The organism is Brucella sp., assembly GCF_032066345.1.
GTDB lineage: Bacteria > Pseudomonadota > Alphaproteobacteria > Rhizobiales > Rhizobiaceae > Brucella > Brucella pseudogrignonensis.
In genome coordinates this window covers 180,064-200,549 of sequence record NZ_DAMBKZ010000001.1, presented here as the reverse complement: position 1 = coordinate 200,549, position 20,486 = coordinate 180,064, and the positions used below count along the sequence as shown (strand labels likewise).

Here is a 20,486-nt window from a genome sequence, read left to right as displayed (position 1 = left end):
GCGATCAAAATCGCCACTCGGGCTTAACCAAACTCCTGAGTCATGCTCAGGAGTTTGGTATTATCCGCAAATCAGAATTTGCGTGTTTCGTCCTTGGTCAGTTCACCAAGCAGCTTTTCCATTTCATCCTCGATATCGTCGCTTGGCTTGCCACCGTTCGGCGAAATATCGAGAGATCCTAGAAGTTCTTCTTCAAAAATATCGACTTCCAGCATTTCCGGCTCTTTGTTGCCAGATGCGGAAGACGTATCGGTTTCGAGATCTGCCATGATCGCGTCATGCAGTGCTCCGCCCAGATCTTCGAGACCGTCGTCTGTTTCTGGTTCTTGATCAGAAACAACAGCTACAGGTTCCAATTTCGGGGCTGCAGGCGTGAAATCAGGCGCGGATGAGGTTGTGACTGCAGGGCTCTGGAGAATGTCGCCAATCTCTGGTGCCGGGGTTTTCGCGCTTGGCGTCACTTCACGCTCAGGCGTCACGCTACCAAGATCAGCTGCAGCAACCGTTGCTGCTGCGGCTGCACTGGCACCAAGACCTGATGTCGAACTCAAAACACCACGCGAAACCTGGCTAAGCGGATAGGCAGGATGCAAACGCGGTGCCTGCGGCTGCTCTGCCGGGCGTGCAGCAGGAAGAACGGTGCGTGGCTGTGGGGGATAGTTTGGCGCCGGACGGGGCGGCTGCTGAGGACGGGCTGGAGCAACTGGCGTTTCAGCAACCTTTGGCGCCTGAGGCGTTACTGGAGGCACAGGAGGGCGCGGAGGCGCACGGAATTGCGGCGCTTCGGGTGCAGCTTGTTGCACAGGCGTTTCACGGACTGGCTCGGGCTTGCGTTGAACAGACGTATCAATTGGAGAATTGAGCTGAATGGCTTCGTCTTTTTGAATCGTCTGCTGGCTCTGCTGGGAAAGGGCCGGGCGCTCGCTTACCTCAGTTGTGATGCTGGCTTCGTGCTGGCGAAAACGTTCGATATGTTCCGGTTCGATACGTGACGCTTGTGACCGTGCGTTGGCGCGCGATTCCATAACGATGTTCTGTTCAACAACGACATCTGTCGGACCACCGATGAGTAGAAGGTGTTCAACATCGTCGCGACGAATAAGAACGAGTTTACGGCGGCTGTCGACCGCCGCTGCATCCATCACTGAAAGTCGTGGCTGGCGTCCTGTTCGACCGTTCGTGGCAAAAGTTCCGCCGCCAAAGCGACGGATAATACTAAGAACAACGAAAATTCCGCCAAGAATGATCGCAAAAATAAGGATAAAGCCGACAATATTTGCGGCACTTTCTCCAACAAGACCGCTGAGCCATTCCTTCATGCGGGTAACCCTCTCATACTAAAAACGAATAATGTCCAGCCGATGAAGCCACACTTCCCCGCGCTCCATCTACTGCGACAACACATATCTCGCAGAACACTAGTTCAATTTGCCTGACTTGGGAATGTTCCATCAATTTACGAGAAACATATGATCCCCAGCCAAAACAGTGCAAAACGCATTGGTTCATGCTGTTTTGAGGTCGGGATGCTTGTGCTGTCAGGCAATTAACGCATTCTGCGAATCGGATATACCCTGCAATATGCGTCAAAATCTGGCACAAGACATAAAGCAGGGAACGTGATTGGTTTTGCTTGATGAATAAGATAGCGCTTGAGCTGGAAGAAACGGCGAACGGACGGTTTATCGTCCATGCAGTTCAGCCAAATAGCATGAAAGGGCAGTGGGCCTGATGTCGCGACAGACGGACAATAATTATCCGAAACCGCTCGTCATGCCGAAGCGTGGCTCAAGTGCAGCTCTGCGGCTTTTGATAATCGGCGTCGTGTTGACGGTTGCAGCGCTCGTCTATTTTGTATTCCGCGACCAGCTTGGTGATGGCTTCGCCATCATACTCATGGGCATTCTGTCCATGATCGGCGTTTTCTATCTCTTTGGCGCAGCAACTGGGCTCATCCATTTCAGCCAGCGGCATGGTGAGCAGGATCTCGCACACACTTTCATGGATACGTTGCCTGAAGGCACTGTTATTTCGGATGCTCGCGGCCAGATCGTTTATGCAAACCACGCCTATGCGGGCATGACTGGTATTGCGAGCGCTGATGGTATCCGGTCGCTCGATAATATTCTGACCAGTGAGCCAGCCGCGTCTGACGCTATTTATCGTCTCACAAATGCAGTTCGCGACGGTCATTCGGCGCAGGAAGAAGTACGCATTTCCGGCGGCCTCTCGCGTGAAGGTCAAAGTTCGGCAGCGCCTGTCTGGTATCGGATCAAGGCGCGCCCGGTTGATGGCGGACAGGATTTCAAGGGACAACTCGTCGCCTGGCAGATTGCTGATATTTCCGATGAACGCGCCGAGCAGGAGCGCTTTTTTCAGGAACTGCAGGAAGCGATCAACCACCTTGATCATGCACCAGCAGGCTTTTTCTCGGCTGATCCTTCAGGCCGGATCATCTATCTCAATGCAACGCTCGCCGAATGGCTTGGCGTTGACCTGACACAGTTCACGCCCGGCTCGCTTACGCTCAATGACATTGTTGCGGGCAGTGGCATGGCATTGATTAAAGCCGTCAAAGCAGAGCCAGGCACCAGCCGTAACACAGTCATCGATCTTGATCTTATCAAGCGCAATGGCCAGAGCCTCGCTGTTCGCTTTTATCACCGCGTTCAGGCCGCCCGTGATGGCACGCGTGGTACAAGTCGTACAATCGTGCTGGATCGCGCCGAGGGCGAGGATTCATCGGCAGCATTGCGTTCCGCTGAAGTGCGCTTCACGCGCTTCTTCAATTCGGCTCCAATGGCCATTGCGGCAGTGGATGCTGAAGGTCATACGTTGCGGACCAATGCGCGCTTCCTCGATATTTTCGCCCCTGTGGTTGATCGCGATGCGGTCGATAATCGCGTGAAGCTTGAAAATGTCGTTCATGAACGCGACCGTGAAACCTTCAACAAGGCGCTGGCTGCAGCCTTTGCAGGGCAGGCCAGTATCTCGCCTGTCGATACGGTTCTGCCGGGTAATGAAGACCGCCACATTCGCTTCTATATGAGTGCTGTCACCGATCTTGGTGAAACAAGCGAAGAAGCAGCGATCATTTCTGCAGTTGAAACCACCGAGCAGAAGGCGCTTGAAAATCAGATGGCGCAGAGCCAGAAGATGCAGGCTGTCGGTCAGCTTGCTGGTGGTATCGCGCACGACTTCAACAATGTGCTGACCGCGATCATCATGTCTTCGGATTTGCTGCTGAGCAACTACCGCGCTTCCGATCCGTCCTTCCCGGACATCATGAACATCAAGCAGAACGCCAATCGTGCCGCCTCGCTCGTGCGGCAGTTGCTTGCGTTCTCGCGCCGTCAGACGCTCCGCCCGGAGGTTCTCGATCTTACAGATGTTCTGGCCGATTTGCGTATGCTTCTGGCGCGCCTTGTTGGCAAGGATATTGGCCTCAAGATCGAACACGGACGCGATGTATGGCCTGTTAAGGCCGATCTTGGCCAGTTCGAACAGGTTGCCGTCAATCTCGCCGTAAACGCCCGCGACGCAATGCCAGAGGGCGGCGAGATCACACTGCGCACACGCAATGTCAAAGCGAACGAAGCAGCAAAGCTCAACTATCGTGATCTGCCTGAAGCCGACTATGTAGTCTTTGAAGTTGAAGATACCGGCACGGGTATCCCAGCCGATGTGCTCGAAAAAATCTTCGAGCCATTCTTCACAACAAAGGAAGTCGGTAAGGGCACCGGTCTTGGCCTCTCGATGGTCTATGGCATCATCAAGCAGACCGGCGGCTTCATCTATTGCGATTCCGAGGTTGGAAAAGGCACGACGTTCAAAATCTTCCTGCCACGCCATATTGAAGAAAAGGGCGCAGACAATGCGCCTGTGGCGGTCAAGGAAAAGAAGGTCGAAAAGGCTGCCGATCTTTCCGGTTCTGCAACTGTGCTTCTCGTCGAAGACGAAGACGCGGTGCGCATGGGTGGCGTGCGTGCGCTGCAATCTCGCGGCTATACCGTGCACGAAGCAGCATCCGGTGTCGAAGCGCTCGAGGTGCTTGAAGAGCTGAACGGTCAGGTGGACATCGTCGTCTCCGACGTTGTGATGCCGGAAATGGACGGTCCGACTCTGTTGCGCGAATTGCGCAAGACGCATCCAGACATCAAGTTCATCTTTGTTTCGGGTTATGCGGAAGACGCTTTTGCACGCAATCTGCCGGCCGATGCCAAGTTTGGATTCCTACCAAAGCCTTTCTCTCTCAAACAGTTAGCAACTGCTGTTAAAGAAATGCTGGAGAAAGAAGATTGATGTGTGAGTGCGGTGCAGACAGCGATGCGTGAGCGCGTGATTGCGATTTTCGGTGGCGGACCAGCAGGACTGTTCGCCGCCGAGCATTTGTCTGCGCTTGGATATTCGGTCACAATTTACGAGCAGATGCCGACGGTCGGGCGCAAGTTTCTTCTGGCGGGAAAATCCGGTCTCAACATCACCCATTCGGAAGTTTTTGCGCAATTTGCCCGGCGCTATGGTGCGAGCAATGATCGCCTCTGGCCTGCATTGCAGCAATTCACACCGCAGAATTTGCGCGAATGGGCGGATGCGCTCGGCGCTGAAACCTTTGTGGGTTCTTCAGGACGCGTGTTCCCCAAGGCCATGAAAGCATCACCGCTTCTTCGCGCATGGGTGCGAAAACTGGAAGCGCAGGGCGTCAAAATACTGCCCCGCCATAAATGGATCGGATTTCAGTCCGGAAAGCCACTCATTGAATCTCCGGCGGGTATCGAGCCCATATCCTGCGATGCAGCATTGTTCGCGTTTGGTGGCGCAAGCTGGCCCAAGCTAGGCTCCAACAGTGCATGGCTTGAACCTTTCACCGAGCAGGGTATTCAAATTGCTCCCATGCGTCCGGCCAATTGCGGCTTTGATGTCAGCTGGAGCGATCTCTTTGCAGAACGCTTCGCGGGAGAACCGGTCAAGTCTGTAACGATCTCCAGCAAGGCCGGTGTAACGCAGGGCGAATTCGTGATCACGCGTGGCGGCGTGGAAGGCAGTCTTGTCTATGCACATTCAGCTGCTTTGCGTGATGACCTTGAATGCGACGGCCATGCCAACCTCATTCTCGATCTTGCACCGGGACGTACGCTTGAACGATTGACACTTGATCTTTCGCGTCAGGATAAGAAGCTAAGTATTAGTAATATCTTGCGAAAGGGTGCGGGCCTTACTGGTGTAAAGGCTGCACTTGTGCTCGAGTTTCAGCGCGAAAAAGACTCCACCAAACTGGCGCAAACCATCAAGGCACTGGAAGTTCCGCTCCTTCGTCCACGCCCCATTGAGGAAGCCATATCTTCCGCAGGCGGCATAGAATGGAGCGAAATCGATGAGCATTATATGCTCACAAAACTACCCGGCGTGTTTGTCGCTGGTGAAATGATTGACTGGGAAGCGCCGACAGGCGGCTATCTTCTCACCGCATGTTTTGCGATTGCGAAGGCCGCAGCAGAAGGCATGGATTACTGGCTCTCGAGAGGCAGTTAGACGCCTCACTATTCAGGCTCATGGGAGGGAATATGTTACGCTTTTTGAAAATTGCCGGTTCCATTGTCCTCTTAATCCTGCTGGGTGTCGTTTTGTGGCTCGGCTTTAGGCCACCGGAGCTTCTCAAAGTCGGCACCGGCTATGCCGCAAAAATCGTCTGCTCCAATGTATTTCTGGCAAACCGCAACCCGCAGGAGGTTCTGGCGTTTGATGTGCAGGCGCCGGGCCACCCGCTTTTAAAATTTGTCGATGTGTCAGTCGATAACGGAAGTGAAACAGTCACTGCGCATATCTTTGGCTTTTTCGCGCCTAGCAAGGCTGTCTATCGTCCGGGCCTTGGCTGCGCCAACGTGCATGATGAAGATTTGCGTCCTCAACTGACGATGCCCATGGATGCAGCCGCTCTTATAGCCGACATCAATATTAACCCGGCCGTTCAAAGCATCATCGAAAACCCCGCATTAGCAGGCCCCGGTATGCGTGCTGTCGCTGTGCTGAAAGACGGCCAGATCATCGCCGAAACCTATGCGCAGGGCTTTGACGCCGATACGCCTCTCTTGGGCTGGTCCATGACGAAATCCGTAATGGCAACACTGATCGGTATGCGCATTTCGGAGGCCAAAATGGACCTGCAGCGCGACCATCTTCTGCCAGAGTGGGAAGGTGACGACCGCTCGAAGATCAAGCTTGCCGATCTTCTTGGGATGCAAAGCGGCCTTAAATTCGATGAAGACTATGGCAATGTCACAGACGTTACCCGTATGCTTTTCCTCGAAAACAACATGACCGAATTTGCAGCTTCCCTGCCACTGGAAGCGCAGCCCGGCGCCAAATTCAACTATTCGAGCGGCACGGCCAATATCCTGTCAAAGCTCTATATGGAAAGCTTCGACACTCCTGAAGAAGCATTTACCTACGCACAGAAAGTGCTCTTTGAACCATTGGGCATTGCAAGTGCCACGCTGGAAGCAGATGCGAGCGGCATATTCGTCGGCTCTTCTTATCTTTATGCCAATGCGCACGACTGGCTCTCCATCGCCCGCCTTCTGCTCGATAAGGGTAAGGTCGGAGACAAGCAGCTCTTGAGCGAGGATTTTGTGCGTCTGATGCAGACGCCAGCCACAGCATCGCAGGGGCGTTACGGATCAGCTCAAACATGGCTGCAAAGTGCTGGCATTCAAGCGGGTACAGAAGGCATCCCGGCGGACGCCTTCTGGATGTCGGGCCACGATGGCCAGAGCCTGATCATTGTACCTTCGATGAACCTGGCCATTATTCGCCTTGGTCTTACACCGTCGCGCACGGGTTACAAGGTTCCCGAACTTCAGGCCGCTATCATCAAGGCTTTGCAGTGACGGCAGGCAAATCCGCAAGACTGAGCTTGCGGAAATCACCGCCGCTTGGGTTCTGGAACGGATAGAGGCCGAATTCCGGCATCACTGCATAGAGATGGTCGAAAATATCGGACTGGATCTGTTCATAAGACGCCCAGACGGTCGTATTGGTGAAGCAGTAGATTTCGAGCGGCAAACCATCCGGTGTCGGGTCCATCTGGCGCACGAGAAGCGTCATGCCTTTATGAACGCCAGGATGGTTTCGCAAATAGGTTTCCACATAGGCGCGGAACGTTCCGATATTGGTGAAGCGGCGCGTATTGACCGGGTTCTTTGCCTTGTCGCCCAGCTTTGCATTCCAGTCGGCGATTTCCTTTTCCTTCTTTGAAAGATAGCCTGTGAGCTGATCGATCGAGGCAAGGCTCTGGAGTTCATTTTCGTTCAGAAAGCGGATGGTCGCCTGATCGATAAACAGCGCGCGTTTAATGCGTCGGCCACCGGATTGCTGCATTCCGCGATAATTTTTCATTGGCTCAGTGATGAGCTTGCGGATCGGAATCGTGGTGATTGTCTTATCGAAATTCTGCACCTTGACCGTATAAAGCGCGATCTCGACCACATCGCCATTGGCGTCGAGATTTTTCATCTCGATCCAGTCGCCGACGCGAACCATGTTCGATGAAGCAATCTGCATACTGGCAACGAGCGAGAGCAGCGTATCCTGAAACACCAGAATAAGAACCGCAGCCATGGCACCCACACCAGACAGCAAGATCACAGGTGATCGATCAAGAAGCGTCGCGATGATCAACACGATCGCAATAATGTAGATTACGAGCTTGCTGACCTGAATATAACCTTTGATCGGGCGATCTTTGGACTCTTCGCGGCGGCTGTAAAGCGTATCAACCACGCTCAGAACAGCGCTTACCGTGAAAGCCAGTGTCAGAATAATGAATGCCGTCGCCACATTGCTGATTACTGTCAGTGCAGTCTGCGGCAGTTCAGGTACAGCGGCGATGCCCGACGAAATAATCAACGCCGGAACGATATTAGCCAGATGGCCAATCACGCCATTCTGCTTAAGCTCTTCATCCTGACCAAATGCCGTCCGTTGAACGATCCTGTCGAGAACCTTCAGTAGTATCGCTTTGATAAGGAAGTTTGCGACAAACGCCGCAAGAAAAAGACCGCCAAGGGATGCAACCGTTTGCGCCCAGGGATGGGCAATAAAGAATTCCGACAATAGACTTTCCCGAATAAACTAAGCCAAATGATCTGGTGATTGTGAAACACTGGTACGTGGATGAGTTTCTGAAATCAACCTTCGAGCCTCATTTCAAATAAAAGCCCCGGCCAAAGGCCAGGACTTTTACCATACAGGACACAAGGATTTTTAAGTTACTGCGCGGGGGCAGGTGTGGCTGGTGCCGGTGCAGGGTCAGCTGCTGGTGTATCTGCTGCAGGCGCATTGGTTTCGCCAGTCGCTGTTTTATCAGCAACACCGTCCGCAAAGAGGGCGGATCGATCAAAAGCAGGAGCTTCTGTCAGCTGCTCCTTTGAAGCCTTGATGACAAGCCACTTTTTACCATCACTACGCGTTGCAAGCTGAAGCTGATCCGGGCTTACCGCGACATCCTTTTCACCGACGCCAAGGAAACCACCGACGCCGATCACGGCTGCTTCAATCTCACCTTCCGGACTTGCAATCAGATCGTTCAACTTACCGACTGAGGCTGCGTCAGGTGCATCACTCTCATAAACACTCTGTCCGATGAAGCTCGAAACGAGCATCTGGCCATCCTTGGCTTCCATAAAGCCAACCTGATCAGCATTTTCCGCTGGCGGGCTGCCAAACATGTTCTGGGACGAAACCGGCATTTCCGGTGCTGCGGCGGGCGCATCCGTGGGGGCGGGTGTCGCAGTCTGCGCGAAGGCTGTGCCACCAATAAACAATGCACACGTCGTTGTCAGAAGTGCTGTTCTAAGCATAATTATCTCCTTTATACGCTCGGTTGCATTAGTTGAACGTAGAGAAGACAATTGAGTTCCAATATTTTTAATTTTCTTCTTAGAAAGAACACTAACTAATTTAACCGACAACCGGCTAATAATCTCTAATATAAAATAAGACAGGCCGGAAAAATCCGGCCTGTCTTTTATATCATCTCTGATCTTTAAAGTATTTTCAGCAAATGTTTGTAGCGGTTTTGCGTAGAATAATACGAATAGACGAATAATTCGAGCGTTACCTATGATTCAATCAAAACAGGTAGCGCTCTAAAGATCAGCTGCAGCCGCTTGTCGCGCCGCAGGTGTCGCACTTAAGGCATGTGCCGTTGCGAACCATCGTGAAGTTCTGACACTCCGTGCAGCTGTCGCCGGTATAGCCCTGCATCATCGACTTGATGCGACGGTCAGCTTCAAGCTTCTTCGCAGCATTAGCAGTTTCTGCACGGGCAGATGCCGCGTCAGACGCCGCCTTATCCGAGAACAGTTCAGTCGCAGCAACATTGTCCTGCTGTGGCGCTGCTGCTGGCTGCTCTTCAAACTCGCGCTTGAATGCAGTTGCACCATCCGTCACGAGACCAACAGTCGCGGGGCGCGGGGACGAAGACTTGAGTGTCGTTACATTCGAAACCGATGGAGCCGTTTGTGCCGAACCCTTGGATTCGTTACCCGAAGGGCTGTTTGAAACCAGCGTTGGCTTGTAGCCACGGGTCCAGCCAGTGGAAACGAGGTTGGTCTTGCCTTCCTTGATACCCTTGCCGAGTGCCGTGTTGGAGAAATCGCTCGTATCAACATGAGCGAGATCGTTGCGGCCAAGGTAAGACACTGCCAGTTCGCGGAATACATAATCGATGATCGACGTTGCCGTCTTGATGGCATCGTTACCGATAACCATGCCGGCAGGCTCGAACTTCGTGAAGGTGAAAGCCTCGACATATTCTTCGAGCGGCACACCATATTGCAGGCCAAGCGACACAGCGATGGCAAAGTTGTTCATCATCGCACGGAAAGCAGCGCCTTCCTTGTGCATATCGATGAAGATTTCGCCGAGACGACCATCACCAAATTCACCGGTGCGCAGGTAAACCTTGTGGCCACCAACGACTGCCTTCTGCGTGTAACCCTGACGACGGTTCGGCAGTTTTTCACGCTCGTGAACGATCTTTTCGATGACCTTCTCGACAACGCGTTCGGTAATCTGAACGGCGCGCGCTGCAGCTGGTGCTTCGATCAGCGCTTCAACTGCATCATCCTCGTCTTCATCGTCGGAGATGAGCGACGCATTGAGCGGCTGCGAAAGCTTGGAACCATCGCGATAAAGTGCATTCGCCTTGAGGGCCAGCTTCCAGGAAAGGAGGTAAGCGCTCTTGCAATCTTCAACCGTTGCTTCGTTCGGCATGTTGATCGTCTTGGAGATCGCACCCGAAATAAACGGCTGGGCAGCGGCCATCATGCGGATGTGGCTGTCGACCGAGAGGTAACGCTTGCCGATCTTGCCGCAAGGATTGGCGCAATCGAACACTGCGTAATGCTCTTCCTTCAGGAAAGGCGCACCTTCAAGGGTCATTGCACCGCAAACGTGAACGTTGGCTGCTTCGATGTCCTTCTTGGCAAAGCCAAGTGCTGGCAGCATTTCAAACGAGAAGTCGTTGAGCTGCTCATCGGTAAGCTTCAACACGTCCTTGCAGAAATCTTCGCCCAGCGTCCACTTATTGAAAGCAAACTTGATGTCGAATGCGCTCTTCAGAGCAGCATTCAGCGCTTCAATCTTCTCATCGGTAAAGCCCTTCGACTTCAGCGATGATGGATTGACGCCTGGAGCCTGATTGATGTTGCCGTGACCGACTGCATAAGCTTCGATTTCAGCGATCTGGCTTTCAGCGTAACCAAGTGTGCGAAGCGCTTCAGGAACTGCGCGGTTGATGATCTTGAAGTAACCACCGCCGGCAAGCTTCTTGAACTTTACCAGCGCGAAATCTGGTTCAATACCGGTTGTGTCGCAATCCATGACAAGGCCGATCGTGCCGGTTGGCGCGATAACGGTTGCCTGTGCATTGCGGTAGCCGTGCTTTTCACCGAGCTCCAGTGCCTTGTCCCATGCAGCGCGTGCGTGGGTAATCATGTCCTGATCTGGGCAATCCTCAGCAATCAGTGCAACCGGATTGACGGCAAGGCCTTCGTAACCTTCAGTTTCACCATGAGCGGCGCGACGATGGTTGCGGATAACGCGCAGCATATGCTCAGCGTTTGGCTCATAGCTTGGGAACGCGCCAAGTTCACGCGCCATTTCAGCTGACGTGGCATAGGCAACACCGGTCATGATCGCGGTGAGGGCGCCGCCGATGGCGCGACCTTCATCAGAGTCATAAGGAATACCATTGGTCATCAGCAGGCCGCCAATATTGGCATAGCCGAGGCCGAGCGTACGGTATTCGTAGGAGAGACGGGCAATTTCCTTCGAAGGGAACTGCGCCATCATCACCGAGATTTCGAGAACCATCGTCCACAGACGAGCAGTATGCTCATATGCGTTAATGTCGAACGAGCCGTCCTTATTGCGATAGGTCAGCAGGTTGATCGATGCCAGATTACAAGCCGTGTCATCAAGGAACATGTATTCCGAGCACGGATTGGATGCACGGATTGGGCCTGCGGTCGGGCAGGTGTGCCAATCATTCATCGTGGTGTTGAAGTGCAGGCCCGGATCAGCCGAAGCCCAGGCAGCATAACCAATCTTTTCCCAAAGATCGCGCGCCTTGAGCGTCTTCATGACGCGACCATCGCGGCGTGCAGTCAGGTTCCAGTCGCCATCTTCTTCAACGGCGCGCAGGAATTCATCCTTGAGCGATACCGAATTGTTCGAATTCTGACCTGCGACTGTCAGATAGGCTTCCGAATCCCAGTCGGTGTCATAGGTCTTGAACTGAATGTCCGTGTAGCCCTGACGTGCGAACTGGATAACGCGCTTGATGTAGTTTTCAGGAACCTGATTCTTCTTGGCAGCACGAACTTCGCGCTTGAGGGCAGGGTTCTTTGATGGATCGAAGCAATCATCCCGGGTTTCTGCCGAGCCGGCTTCGCAATTGACGCAAGCCTTCATGATGGCAGCCAGATGCTGCTTGACGATCTTGGAACCCGTTACGAGAGCAGCAACCTTCTGCTCTTCCTTTACCTTCCAGTCGATATATTCTTCGATATCTGGATGATCGACGTCGACGACAACCATCTTGGCCGCGCGACGGGTCGTGCCGCCGGACTTGATCGCACCCGCTGCACGGTCGCCGATCTTGAGGAAGCTCATCAGACCTGACGACTTGCCGCCGCCCGAAAGTTTTTCACCTTCGCCACGCAGATAGGAGAAATTCGAGCCGGTGCCCGAGCCATATTTGAAGAGACGCGCTTCACGAACCCAGAGATCCATGATGCCGCCTTCATTGACGAGATCATCGCCGACGGACTGAATGAAGCAGGCATGTGGCTGCGGATGTTCGTAAGCGGACTTTGATTTCGTCAACTTGCCGGTCTGCCAGTCAACATAGAAGTGGCCCTGACCAGGACCGTCGATACCATAGGCCCAATGCAGGCCGGTGTTAAACCATTGCGGGCTGTTTGGCGCCACGCGCTGCGTCGCCAGCATGTAAGCGAGTTCATCGCGGAAAGCACTCGCATCTTCTTCCGTATCGAAATAGCCGCCCTTCCAGCCCCAATAGGTCCAGGTGCCGGCGAGACGATCAAAAACCTGACGCGCATCCATTTCGGAACCGAAGCGCTCACCTTCAGGGAGCTTCGCAAGCTTGTCTTCGTCCGCTACCGAACGCCAAAGCCAGGAAGGAACGTCGTTTTCCTCAACCTTCTTGAGATTGGCGGGAACGCCAGCCTTGCGGAAATACTTCTGCGCGAGAATATCAGCAGCAACCTGACTGAACTGCGCAGGAACATGGATGTTCTCAAGGCGGAACACCACAGAGCCATCGGGATTCTTGATCTCGCTGGTCGCTGTGCGGAACTCAATATCGGCATAGGCCGACTGATTCTCTTTCGTGAAACGGCGTTCGATCTTCATCTGTCCCATCCAAACGTTCTATATATAGTGGCCAGACCGATAAATTTCAGCCTCGGCCTGCCAGCCACGGTACGCATCGCGTCGATTTGTTTCGAACGTCCTCCCAACAGGTGAGAGGGCAATCGTATTGAGGAGCGAACTCCTCGGAAATTCATCTGGCCAAACATCCTCATGAGAGGCGTATCAGCGCTCCGGCCAGTGGCCGAACTTATTCGAAGTCGAGCAAGCTTTCAGATCAGGATTTCCCCATCTGGTATGTTACCATGATTGAAAATACTAAATCTAGTATTAATGCGACGCCGCCATCAATAAATCCAGCTTTCCGTCACACCTAGTCGGCCTGAGTTTCAGACGCAAAAAACCCCGCGCGATACACGTCTTTTCGACGCAACGCCCGCTAGGAATTCAACTAGTTTGAAGAAAAGACCGACTAAATTGACTACGCTCGGCCACGCCACTCACGCAACGACAGGCTCATAAAAAACGACTCGGACATGAGCGTCAAGCATTGGTTTACCATAAGGCCGCAGACGCTAGATATTGTGGGAAAGCTCTGGGGGCAAATGTGGATAACGGGGAGAATGACGGTTATGTGAAAGACAAAAAAATTAGCCGGAAAAACAAAATACAGAACACCGGACATCGCAAAAGCCACTCACGACTGATGCATGACGGTTCAAAAATCGTTTATAAGCAGAAGGTTACTCGGCAGCAATCGCGATAGGCGAGTCGCCAAAGTCGAGAAGAATGCGTTTCAGGTCGACTTCATCCACACGCGCAGCAGCTTCACGGGGTGAGACCCATTCGCAAACGCGCTGTTCGCGTTCCGGCCAATCTTTCGCGCGTTCGACAAAGTGCAACGCATAGACTGCAACCGTAAACTGGTTGATGCACTCAGGTGGCAGATCATTTTTACAATAATCAAAGCTGCCGATTGGCTGAGACGATATCTCACCGCGAACGCCAGCTTCTTCATAAGCTTCACGAGCGGCAGTATCTGCAAGCGTGCGACCGACCTGCGGCCATCCCTTTGGGATAATCCAGCGACCCGTTCCACGACTGGTGATCACAAGTATCTGCAATTCATGAGCTTCATAGCGGTACACCAGTGCCGCAACTTGTTGCAAACGACCAGAAGGCGTCAAAATACGCTTCTCTGTCGCAACAAATTTTTTGGCCTGTGTTTTCACCGCGAAAGTCCCACCATTTTCCAAACAGAATGGATTGATTCGCCAAAATGACAATGGATTTGTTTAACAGAGCCTCAGAATAAGAAGCTGAAAATGCTTTTATTTTTAAGGTTTTGCTGAAATTAGCAGCCACATCGCTTTAACTCAAAAGCTTGGTGACATGCCTCCATCTCATTTCGGCTGACTTTCAATATAGTGCGATTGCGGCGAATTTACCACCGCAATCGTCTTTCATTTATTTTCGTTTATCCGCGTTTTCCGCCAGCGATCGGTTCCTGATATGTGAAGCCCATATCCCATGGGAAGTAGATCCAGGTGTCCTGAGAGACTTCCGTTACGAATGTATCGACCAGCGGGCGGCCTTTTGGCTTTGCATAAACAGTTGCAAAATGTGCCTTTGGCATCATTTCACGAACGATGGCTGCGGTTTTGCCAGTATCGGTCAGATCATCGACCACGATTACGCCTTCGCCGCCATTTTCGAGAAGCGGAGCGCTGATTCCTTTCAGAATTTCCATTTCGCCCTGCGATGTATAATCGTGATAGGACGCAACGCAGACCGTTTCGATGAGGCGGATGCCGAGTTCACGGCAAACGATGGCAGCAGGAACCAGACCACCGCGGGTGATTGCAACGATGGCACGCCATTCGCGGTCCATATCTGCAATACGCCAGGCAAGCGCGCGGGCATCACGGTGGAACTGATCCCAGGAAACGGGAAAGGCTTTATCGGGCAACGACATCGAAACGCTCCATGGAGAGTCCGGTCGAGATATGCCGGACCTATCAAACCAAAAATGCGCGATGACGGGTGCCATTCGCGCTGAACTGTTTAGGCTTTCTTTATTCGCGCACAGTGAAGTTTTCACATGCAGCACAATGCAGAAAGGCTTTATCCCGGCACAGTCAGCGCCGGGTGATGCTGATAACCGCAAAAATGCCTATTGTGCAAGAGCGGCGTGAGATCGCACGCCTATAGATCGCTAAATTAGAAGCAAAAAAATGATACGCCGATCAAAATCGGCGTATCAAGCAACTGTTCAGAGCATTTCCAGCAAAAGTGCGAAGCGGTTTTGCGTGGGATAATGCGATAAAACAAAAAATAGAACGGCTCCAATGATTCAATATTAACTAGAACCGCTCTAACGCGAGAAAAGCGTGAGGATAGGGAGGTCATTGAGCATCGCGCGGGTTACACCGCCGAAAACCAGCTCACGGAGCCTTGAGTGGCTATAGGCGCCCATGACCAACAGGTCGGCACGCTGCGCTATGATGTGTTCTCGCAAGACATCCTGCGCATAACGATTATGGGATGCCAATGGCGTTACGCTTACAGCAAGTCCATGACGAGAAATGGATTCAGCAAGATCGCTCCCTGCAAGTGCTTCATCCTCACCTTCGCGCTCAGGCGGATCAATCCAGACAATTTCAGTTCGGCTTGCATTCCTCATCAAAGGAAGCGCGTCGAAAGTGGCGCGTGCCGCTTCTCGTTTGCCATTAAATGCCACAACAATGCGGTCCAGCGCTTCCATTGCAATAACGGGTGTGTGCGGAACGAGAAGAACCGGGCAGCTGGAATTAAACACCAGCGTATCAGCAGTTTCGTCATTGGTTGCCGCATCTTCAGGATCTGGCTGCCCAGCCACAAGAAGTTCTGCACCAAGACAGGATGTGAGAACGCCATCAGCTGCCGTTCCGGTTTCCGAACGAGTTATGCGGAACTCATGATTTGCACCCTGACGGCGCATTTCTTCCTCAAAGCGTTCTTGTAGCCTCTCGGAGATTTCCTTGTGCTGCTTGTCGTGCAGCTCAAACATGCCCGGATCGATAAATCCGTTCGGGTCCGCATACACAATAGGAGAGGGAATAGAGTAAAGTCCGATGACGTGAATGTCGGGAAACTTTCGCATCAAAAGCCCAACTGCAGACAGAACCCGCTTCAACTCGGCTTCACTGCGGGAATAGGCTACCACCGTCTTGTAGGACATATCAGATCTCCTTCCGGCTATACTTCTATTTTAGCATATAATGCGATTGCGCGAGCAGGCAAAACCACCCTATTTCAAGCGGCTCCCTGATTTTGCAACGTTGTAATCATCGCTTCGATTGCAGCAACAGCAATATCGATCTTGGCAACATCACTGCCGCGCACCACCAGTTCCGTACTGAACCGGCCATTTTCAAACTTCGGATAAGACCCGATGATCGTTTCAGGATTCTCTTTCTGGATCGCGGTGAGCGGTGCTCCAATGACGCCTTCACCAAACGGGCAGCGCACGGCCTTCGACAAAAGCTTGCGGCCAGTTTTCAAGGTTGGGAGAACATTGTCGAGCATCGCCTGAAACACAGACGGCACGCCAGCCATCACATAGACATTGCCGATATGAAAGCCTGGCGCAGCGGATACCGGATTGTCGATATGTTCCGAGCCCTGCGGCATACGCGCCATGCGCTTGCGTGAGTCCGTAAACTCCAGATCACGCTTGGCGTAATTGTCACCCAGCAGCTTCATCGCCTTTTCATCATAAATGCATGGCACTTCAAAAGCGCGTGATACGGCGTCTGCAGTGATGTCATCATGGGTTGGACCGATGCCGCCGGACGTGAAAACATAGTCATAGCCCGGCCGCAACGCATTGAGTGCAGAAACGATCGCATCTTCGTCGTCAGGCACAATCCGGACCTCTTTGAGATCAATGCCGGCAGCTGTCAAAACATCAGCCAAGTGGCCGATATTCTTGTCTTTCGTTCGTCCTGAGAGAAGTTCATCGCCGATGGCAAGCATTGCAGCCGTAACGGCCTGCTGCGGGGTATTCGTCATGCTCAGACTCCATTCTGTGTACGCACAGTTAATCCCCGGCAGAAGAATGCTGCAACTGGTTTTCTGTGTTTTTCAAACTGGAGACCCCGCATGCGACTGATTGTTTTCACTATAACTTTCATTCTCCGAAATCGTTGCGGGTAATTTGTTGATTATTTTTGGCGGCACTCTCGCGACAATTTCCACTGTCATTAAATCCAGTTATTAAAACGCCGGAAACAGCTTGAATTTGCTTCACAAATCATGACATAGAATTCCTCAGCTGCGGTCGTGGCGAAATTGGTATACGCAACGGACTTAAAATCCGTCGCCTTTTAGGCTTGCGGGTTCAAGTCCCGCCGACCGCACCACCCATTCTCCTAGATAAAACATTACGATTTTACTCAAGTTTATCGTTTCAAGCTTGTTTGCGCTCTCAAAGCCATGTAGCCATGCGCAAATATTGTTATGAATGCAGAAAGCTGACCGATGAACGCCTTCGTTAAAGCCGTAGCTCAAGCTGAAACTGCCATGCGCGCGCTCTTTCCAGAGACACCTTTGCAGCTCAATGACTATCTTTCACGGAAATACGGCGCGGAAATTTGGCTCAAGCGCGAAGATCTGACACCAGTTCGCTCTTATAAAATACGTGGCGCCTTCAACTTCATTTCGCGCGCGGTAAAAACTGCTGACGAAAATGCGGTCTTCGTTTGCGCATCGGCTGGCAATCACGCGCAGGGTTTTGCCTTCGCCTGTCGCCACTTTGGCCGCAAGGGTGTGGTGTTCATGCCTGTAACAACGCCACAGCAAAAAATCGACAAGACCCGTGCTTTCGGTGCGGAATTTATCGAGATCAAGCTCGTCGGCGATATTTTCGATGTTTGCTATGCTGCATCGCAAGAATATGCAGAGGCAAACAAGGGCGTGATGGTGCCGCCATTTGACCATGCTGGCATTATCGAAGGGCAGGCGACTGTTGCACTCGAAATCGAACGCCAGCTGCCGGATGGCAAGAAGCCGGATTTTGTCTTCCTTCCAGTTGGCGGCGGCGGCCTTTCGGGCGGTGTCACGCAATATTTCACTGCCCTGGGCTGGAAGACTGCCTATCGCTTCATTGAGCCACAGGGCGCTGCAAGCCTCAAGGGCAGCCTTGAAGCAGGCAAGCGTATCAAGCTTAGCCAAGTCGATAATTTTGTCGACGGCGCAGCCGTCGCAGAAATCGGCAAGGAAAACTTCAAACTTCTCAAGGGCTTCGACAAGAATATTGTCATCACGATTCCGGAAAATCGCCTCTGTTCAACCATCGTCGAGATGCTGAATATTGAGGGCGTCGTCCTTGAGCCTGCCGGTGCACTCGGTATTGATGCGCTTAAGGATTTCAAAAAAAGCGAACTCAAAGGCAAGCGTATTGTTATCGTCGTATCCGGCGGTAATTTCGATTTTGAACGTCTGCCAGACGTTAAAGAACGCGCGCTTCGCTATGAAGGTCTAAAGAAATATTTCATTTTCCGCTTCCCGCAGCGTCCCGGTGCGCTGCGCTCATTCCTTGATCTGCTCGGTCCGGAAGATGACGTTGCACGCTTTGAATATCTGAAGAAATCCGCACGCAATTTTGGTTCCGTTCTGATCGGTATTGAAACCAAGGACGCTGCAAACTTCAAAATTCTCGAAAAGAAATTTGCGGAAGCAGGCTGGGCCTATCAGGATATTACCGACAATCAGGTGCTGGCAGACTTCATTATCTGATAGAACCAAAGGCAAAATTCATTTGCTTTTTGGGGCACAATACCCCATATGGCGGCTTAGGCGCATGGGCTGAACAATTTCAGTCTTCCCGGAATCGGACTTGTTGCGTCTCGCCTCTTGCAGTCAGAATGGTCTGATAGCAGGGGAGACCCGACTGGTTTCGGGCACGGCAGCGCAAGTCGACCGGAGTATTCCGGCGTCCCGTCGTACATCCAAGATATTCCCGTTCGGCAAGTTGCGCTTGTCCGAAGTTTTAAAGCGGACCGCAACTTTGCGGTGCCGCCGAAAGAGTTTAAATTGACTACTGAGAATATTGAACACACTGGCGGCTTTGCCGCTCTTGGCGTTACCGGTGTGCTGCTCAAAGGCGTTGAAGCTGCTGGCATGACTGAGCCAAAGCCAATCCAGACACAGGCTATTCCGCACCAGCTGGAAGGCCGCGACATTCTGGGTATCGCACAGACCGGCTCTGGCAAAACCGCTGCATTCAGCCTGCCGATCCTGCAGAAAATCATCGCACTTGGTGACAAGCGCAAGGGCAAGACCGCACGCGCGCTGATCCTCGCGCCAACCCGCGAACTGGCCGTGCAGATTGAAGAAACAATCCGCACCGTTGCCAAGCAGGCCCATATCTCCACCGCACTTGTTCTCGGCGGCGTTTCGCGTCTGAGCCAGATCAAGCGTATGCAGGGTGGTGTGGACGTTCTTATTGCAACGCCGGGTCGTCTGACCGATCTGGTCCGCGAAAACTGCGTCGATCTGTCGGAAACCCGCTGGCTGGTTCTCGATGAAGCTGATCGTATGCTCGACATGGGTTTCATCAACGATGTGAAGCGCATTGCCAAGGGCACGCACAAGAACCGTCAGACAGCACTTTTCTCGGCAACCATGCCAAAGGAAATCGCGGCACTCGCTCAGAGCCTGCTGCGCGATCCAATTCGCGTTGAAGTTGCTCCACAGGGCACGACGGCTGCTGAAATCACGCAGGTCGTGCATCCTGTTCCAACCAAGGAAAAGCGCCGTCTGCTCTCCGGCCTTTTAGGCGACAAGGGCATGAAGTCGGTCATCGTCTTCACCCGTACCAAGCATGGAGCGGATGCGGTCGTTCGTCATCTCGAACGTGATGGCTTTGACGTTGCTGCGATCCACGGCAATAAATCGCAGAATGCTCGTCAGCGCGCGCTGAACGGCTTCCGAGATGGTACATTGCGCATTCTGGTTGCAACCGACATCGCCGCACGCGGCATTGACGTTCCGGGCATCAGCCACGTCGTCAACTACGATCTGCCGGATGAGCCTGAAACCTATGTGCACCGTATTGGCCGTACCGGTCGTAACGGTGCAAGCGGCGCTTCGATCACGCTTTACGATGCAGCAACGGAAGATTCAAAGCTGCGCGCCGTTGAACGCGTTACACGCAACAAGCTGACCATCAAGGAAGCTCCGGTTAAGCTTGCACCAGCACCGGCTCCAAAGTTCGATGATGCAGAAGACCGTCCACGTTCGGACCGCAAGCCAGGTTCGCATTCCGTGCCGCAGAAGCATCGCCGTCCTGCAAACAAGATGGCAAAGTCTGGCGAACATCGTTCGGGCCAGGGTTCCCAAGGTTCAAAGCCTGCAGGTGCAGAAGGCACAGCAAAGCCAAAGCGTCCATTCCATCGCAAGCGTCGTCCAGGTGGCGGCGGTGGCGGCCAACGCGCTGCTTAATCGCAGCACTACTTTTTCTAAAAGCCGCCCTTAACGGGGCGGTTTTTTCGTTTTAGCTGGATTGGTGAGTTAGTGCTTGCAATTTCAGTTGGAAAATTATTCCC

12 protein-coding genes, 1 tRNA gene and 1 pseudogene are annotated in these 20,486 nt (G+C 52.8%); 6 read left to right on the top strand and 8 right to left on the bottom strand.

Going from position 1 to position 20,486, the window contains the following annotated elements; translation table 11 throughout:
- Window positions 1-71: 71 nt before the first annotated feature.
- Window positions 72-1,319 (bottom strand): flagellar biosynthetic protein FliO, encoded by a 1,248-nt coding sequence (locus RT142_RS01015; protein ID WP_194778884.1) that lies wholly within the window; start codon window positions 1,317-1,319, stop codon window positions 72-74.
- A gap of 412 nt (window positions 1,320-1,731) precedes the next feature.
- Here RT142_RS01015 and cckA point away from each other — a divergent pair, with 412 nt between their 5' ends.
- From cckA to RT142_RS01000, 3 genes are read left to right on the top strand one after another with little or no spacing between them, the layout of a single operon-like run.
- Window positions 1,732-4,302 carry a cell cycle histidine kinase CckA gene (gene cckA, locus RT142_RS01010; RefSeq protein ID WP_064322411.1) on the top strand — a complete coding sequence of 857 codons (2,571 nt, stop codon included), beginning with the start codon at window positions 1,732-1,734 and terminating at the stop codon, window positions 4,300-4,302.
- Window positions 4,303-4,326: 24 nt separating this feature from the next.
- Complete coding sequence (locus tag RT142_RS01005) at window positions 4,327-5,532, top strand: TIGR03862 family flavoprotein (RefSeq protein ID WP_313027076.1); 1,206 nt, start codon at window positions 4,327-4,329, stop codon at window positions 5,530-5,532.
- 32 nt (window positions 5,533-5,564) lie between these two features.
- Window positions 5,565-6,887 carry a serine hydrolase gene (locus RT142_RS01000; RefSeq protein ID WP_313026566.1) on the top strand — a complete coding sequence of 441 codons (1,323 nt, stop codon included), beginning with the start codon at window positions 5,565-5,567 and terminating at the stop codon, window positions 6,885-6,887.
- On the opposite strand, the gene RT142_RS00995 is transcribed toward RT142_RS01000, so the two are convergent.
- From RT142_RS00995 to RT142_RS00965, 7 genes are all read right to left on the bottom strand, one after another.
- Window positions 6,871-8,112 carry a mechanosensitive ion channel family protein gene (locus RT142_RS00995; protein WP_007874985.1) on the bottom strand — a complete coding sequence of 414 codons (1,242 nt, stop codon included), beginning with the start codon at window positions 8,110-8,112 and terminating at the stop codon, window positions 6,871-6,873. The genes RT142_RS01000 and RT142_RS00995 overlap by 17 nt on opposite strands.
- 155 nt (window positions 8,113-8,267) lie before the next feature.
- Window positions 8,268-8,858 (bottom strand): PRC-barrel domain-containing protein, encoded by a 591-nt coding sequence (locus RT142_RS00990; RefSeq protein ID WP_007874986.1) that lies wholly within the window; start codon window positions 8,856-8,858, stop codon window positions 8,268-8,270.
- 295 nt (window positions 8,859-9,153) lie between these two features.
- Window positions 9,154-12,939, bottom strand: a complete 3,786-nt coding sequence (locus RT142_RS00985; protein ID WP_112812407.1) for a vitamin B12-dependent ribonucleotide reductase — start codon at window positions 12,937-12,939, stop codon at window positions 9,154-9,156.
- Between the two features lie 701 nt (window positions 12,940-13,640).
- On the bottom strand, window positions 13,641-14,129 hold the full coding sequence (locus RT142_RS00980; protein ID WP_064322413.1) for an NUDIX hydrolase: 489 nt from the start codon (window positions 14,127-14,129) through the stop codon (window positions 13,641-13,643).
- Window positions 14,130-14,374: 245 nt separating this feature from the next.
- The gene (gene gpt, locus RT142_RS00975) at window positions 14,375-14,872 is read right to left on the bottom strand and encodes a xanthine phosphoribosyltransferase (protein WP_007875001.1); all 498 of its coding nucleotides are present in this window, start codon (window positions 14,870-14,872) and stop codon (window positions 14,375-14,377) included.
- A gap of 399 nt (window positions 14,873-15,271) precedes the next feature.
- Window positions 15,272-16,117, bottom strand: coding sequence for a universal stress protein (locus RT142_RS00970; RefSeq protein ID WP_105518531.1), 846 nt, complete (start codon window positions 16,115-16,117; stop codon window positions 15,272-15,274).
- A 74-nt stretch (window positions 16,118-16,191) separates the two neighbouring features.
- Window positions 16,192-16,950 carry a competence/damage-inducible protein A gene (locus RT142_RS00965; protein ID WP_079211866.1) on the bottom strand — a complete coding sequence of 253 codons (759 nt, stop codon included), beginning with the start codon at window positions 16,948-16,950 and terminating at the stop codon, window positions 16,192-16,194.
- Between the two features lie 264 nt (window positions 16,951-17,214).
- Between RT142_RS00965 and RT142_RS00960 the strand changes: the two genes are divergently transcribed.
- The 3 genes and pseudogenes from RT142_RS00960 (at window position 17,215) to RT142_RS00950 (ending at window position 20,382) form a co-directional block, all read left to right on the top strand.
- Window positions 17,215-17,300, top strand: a tRNA-Leu gene (locus RT142_RS00960).
- A gap of 118 nt (window positions 17,301-17,418) precedes the next feature.
- Window positions 17,419-18,675 (top strand): threonine ammonia-lyase IlvA, encoded by a 1,257-nt coding sequence (ilvA, locus tag RT142_RS00955; RefSeq protein ID WP_313026561.1) that lies wholly within the window; start codon window positions 17,419-17,421, stop codon window positions 18,673-18,675.
- A gap of 64 nt (window positions 18,676-18,739) precedes the next feature.
- Window positions 18,740-20,382: pseudogene (locus RT142_RS00950) on the top strand (DEAD/DEAH box helicase).
- Window positions 20,383-20,486: the final 104 nt, after the last annotated feature.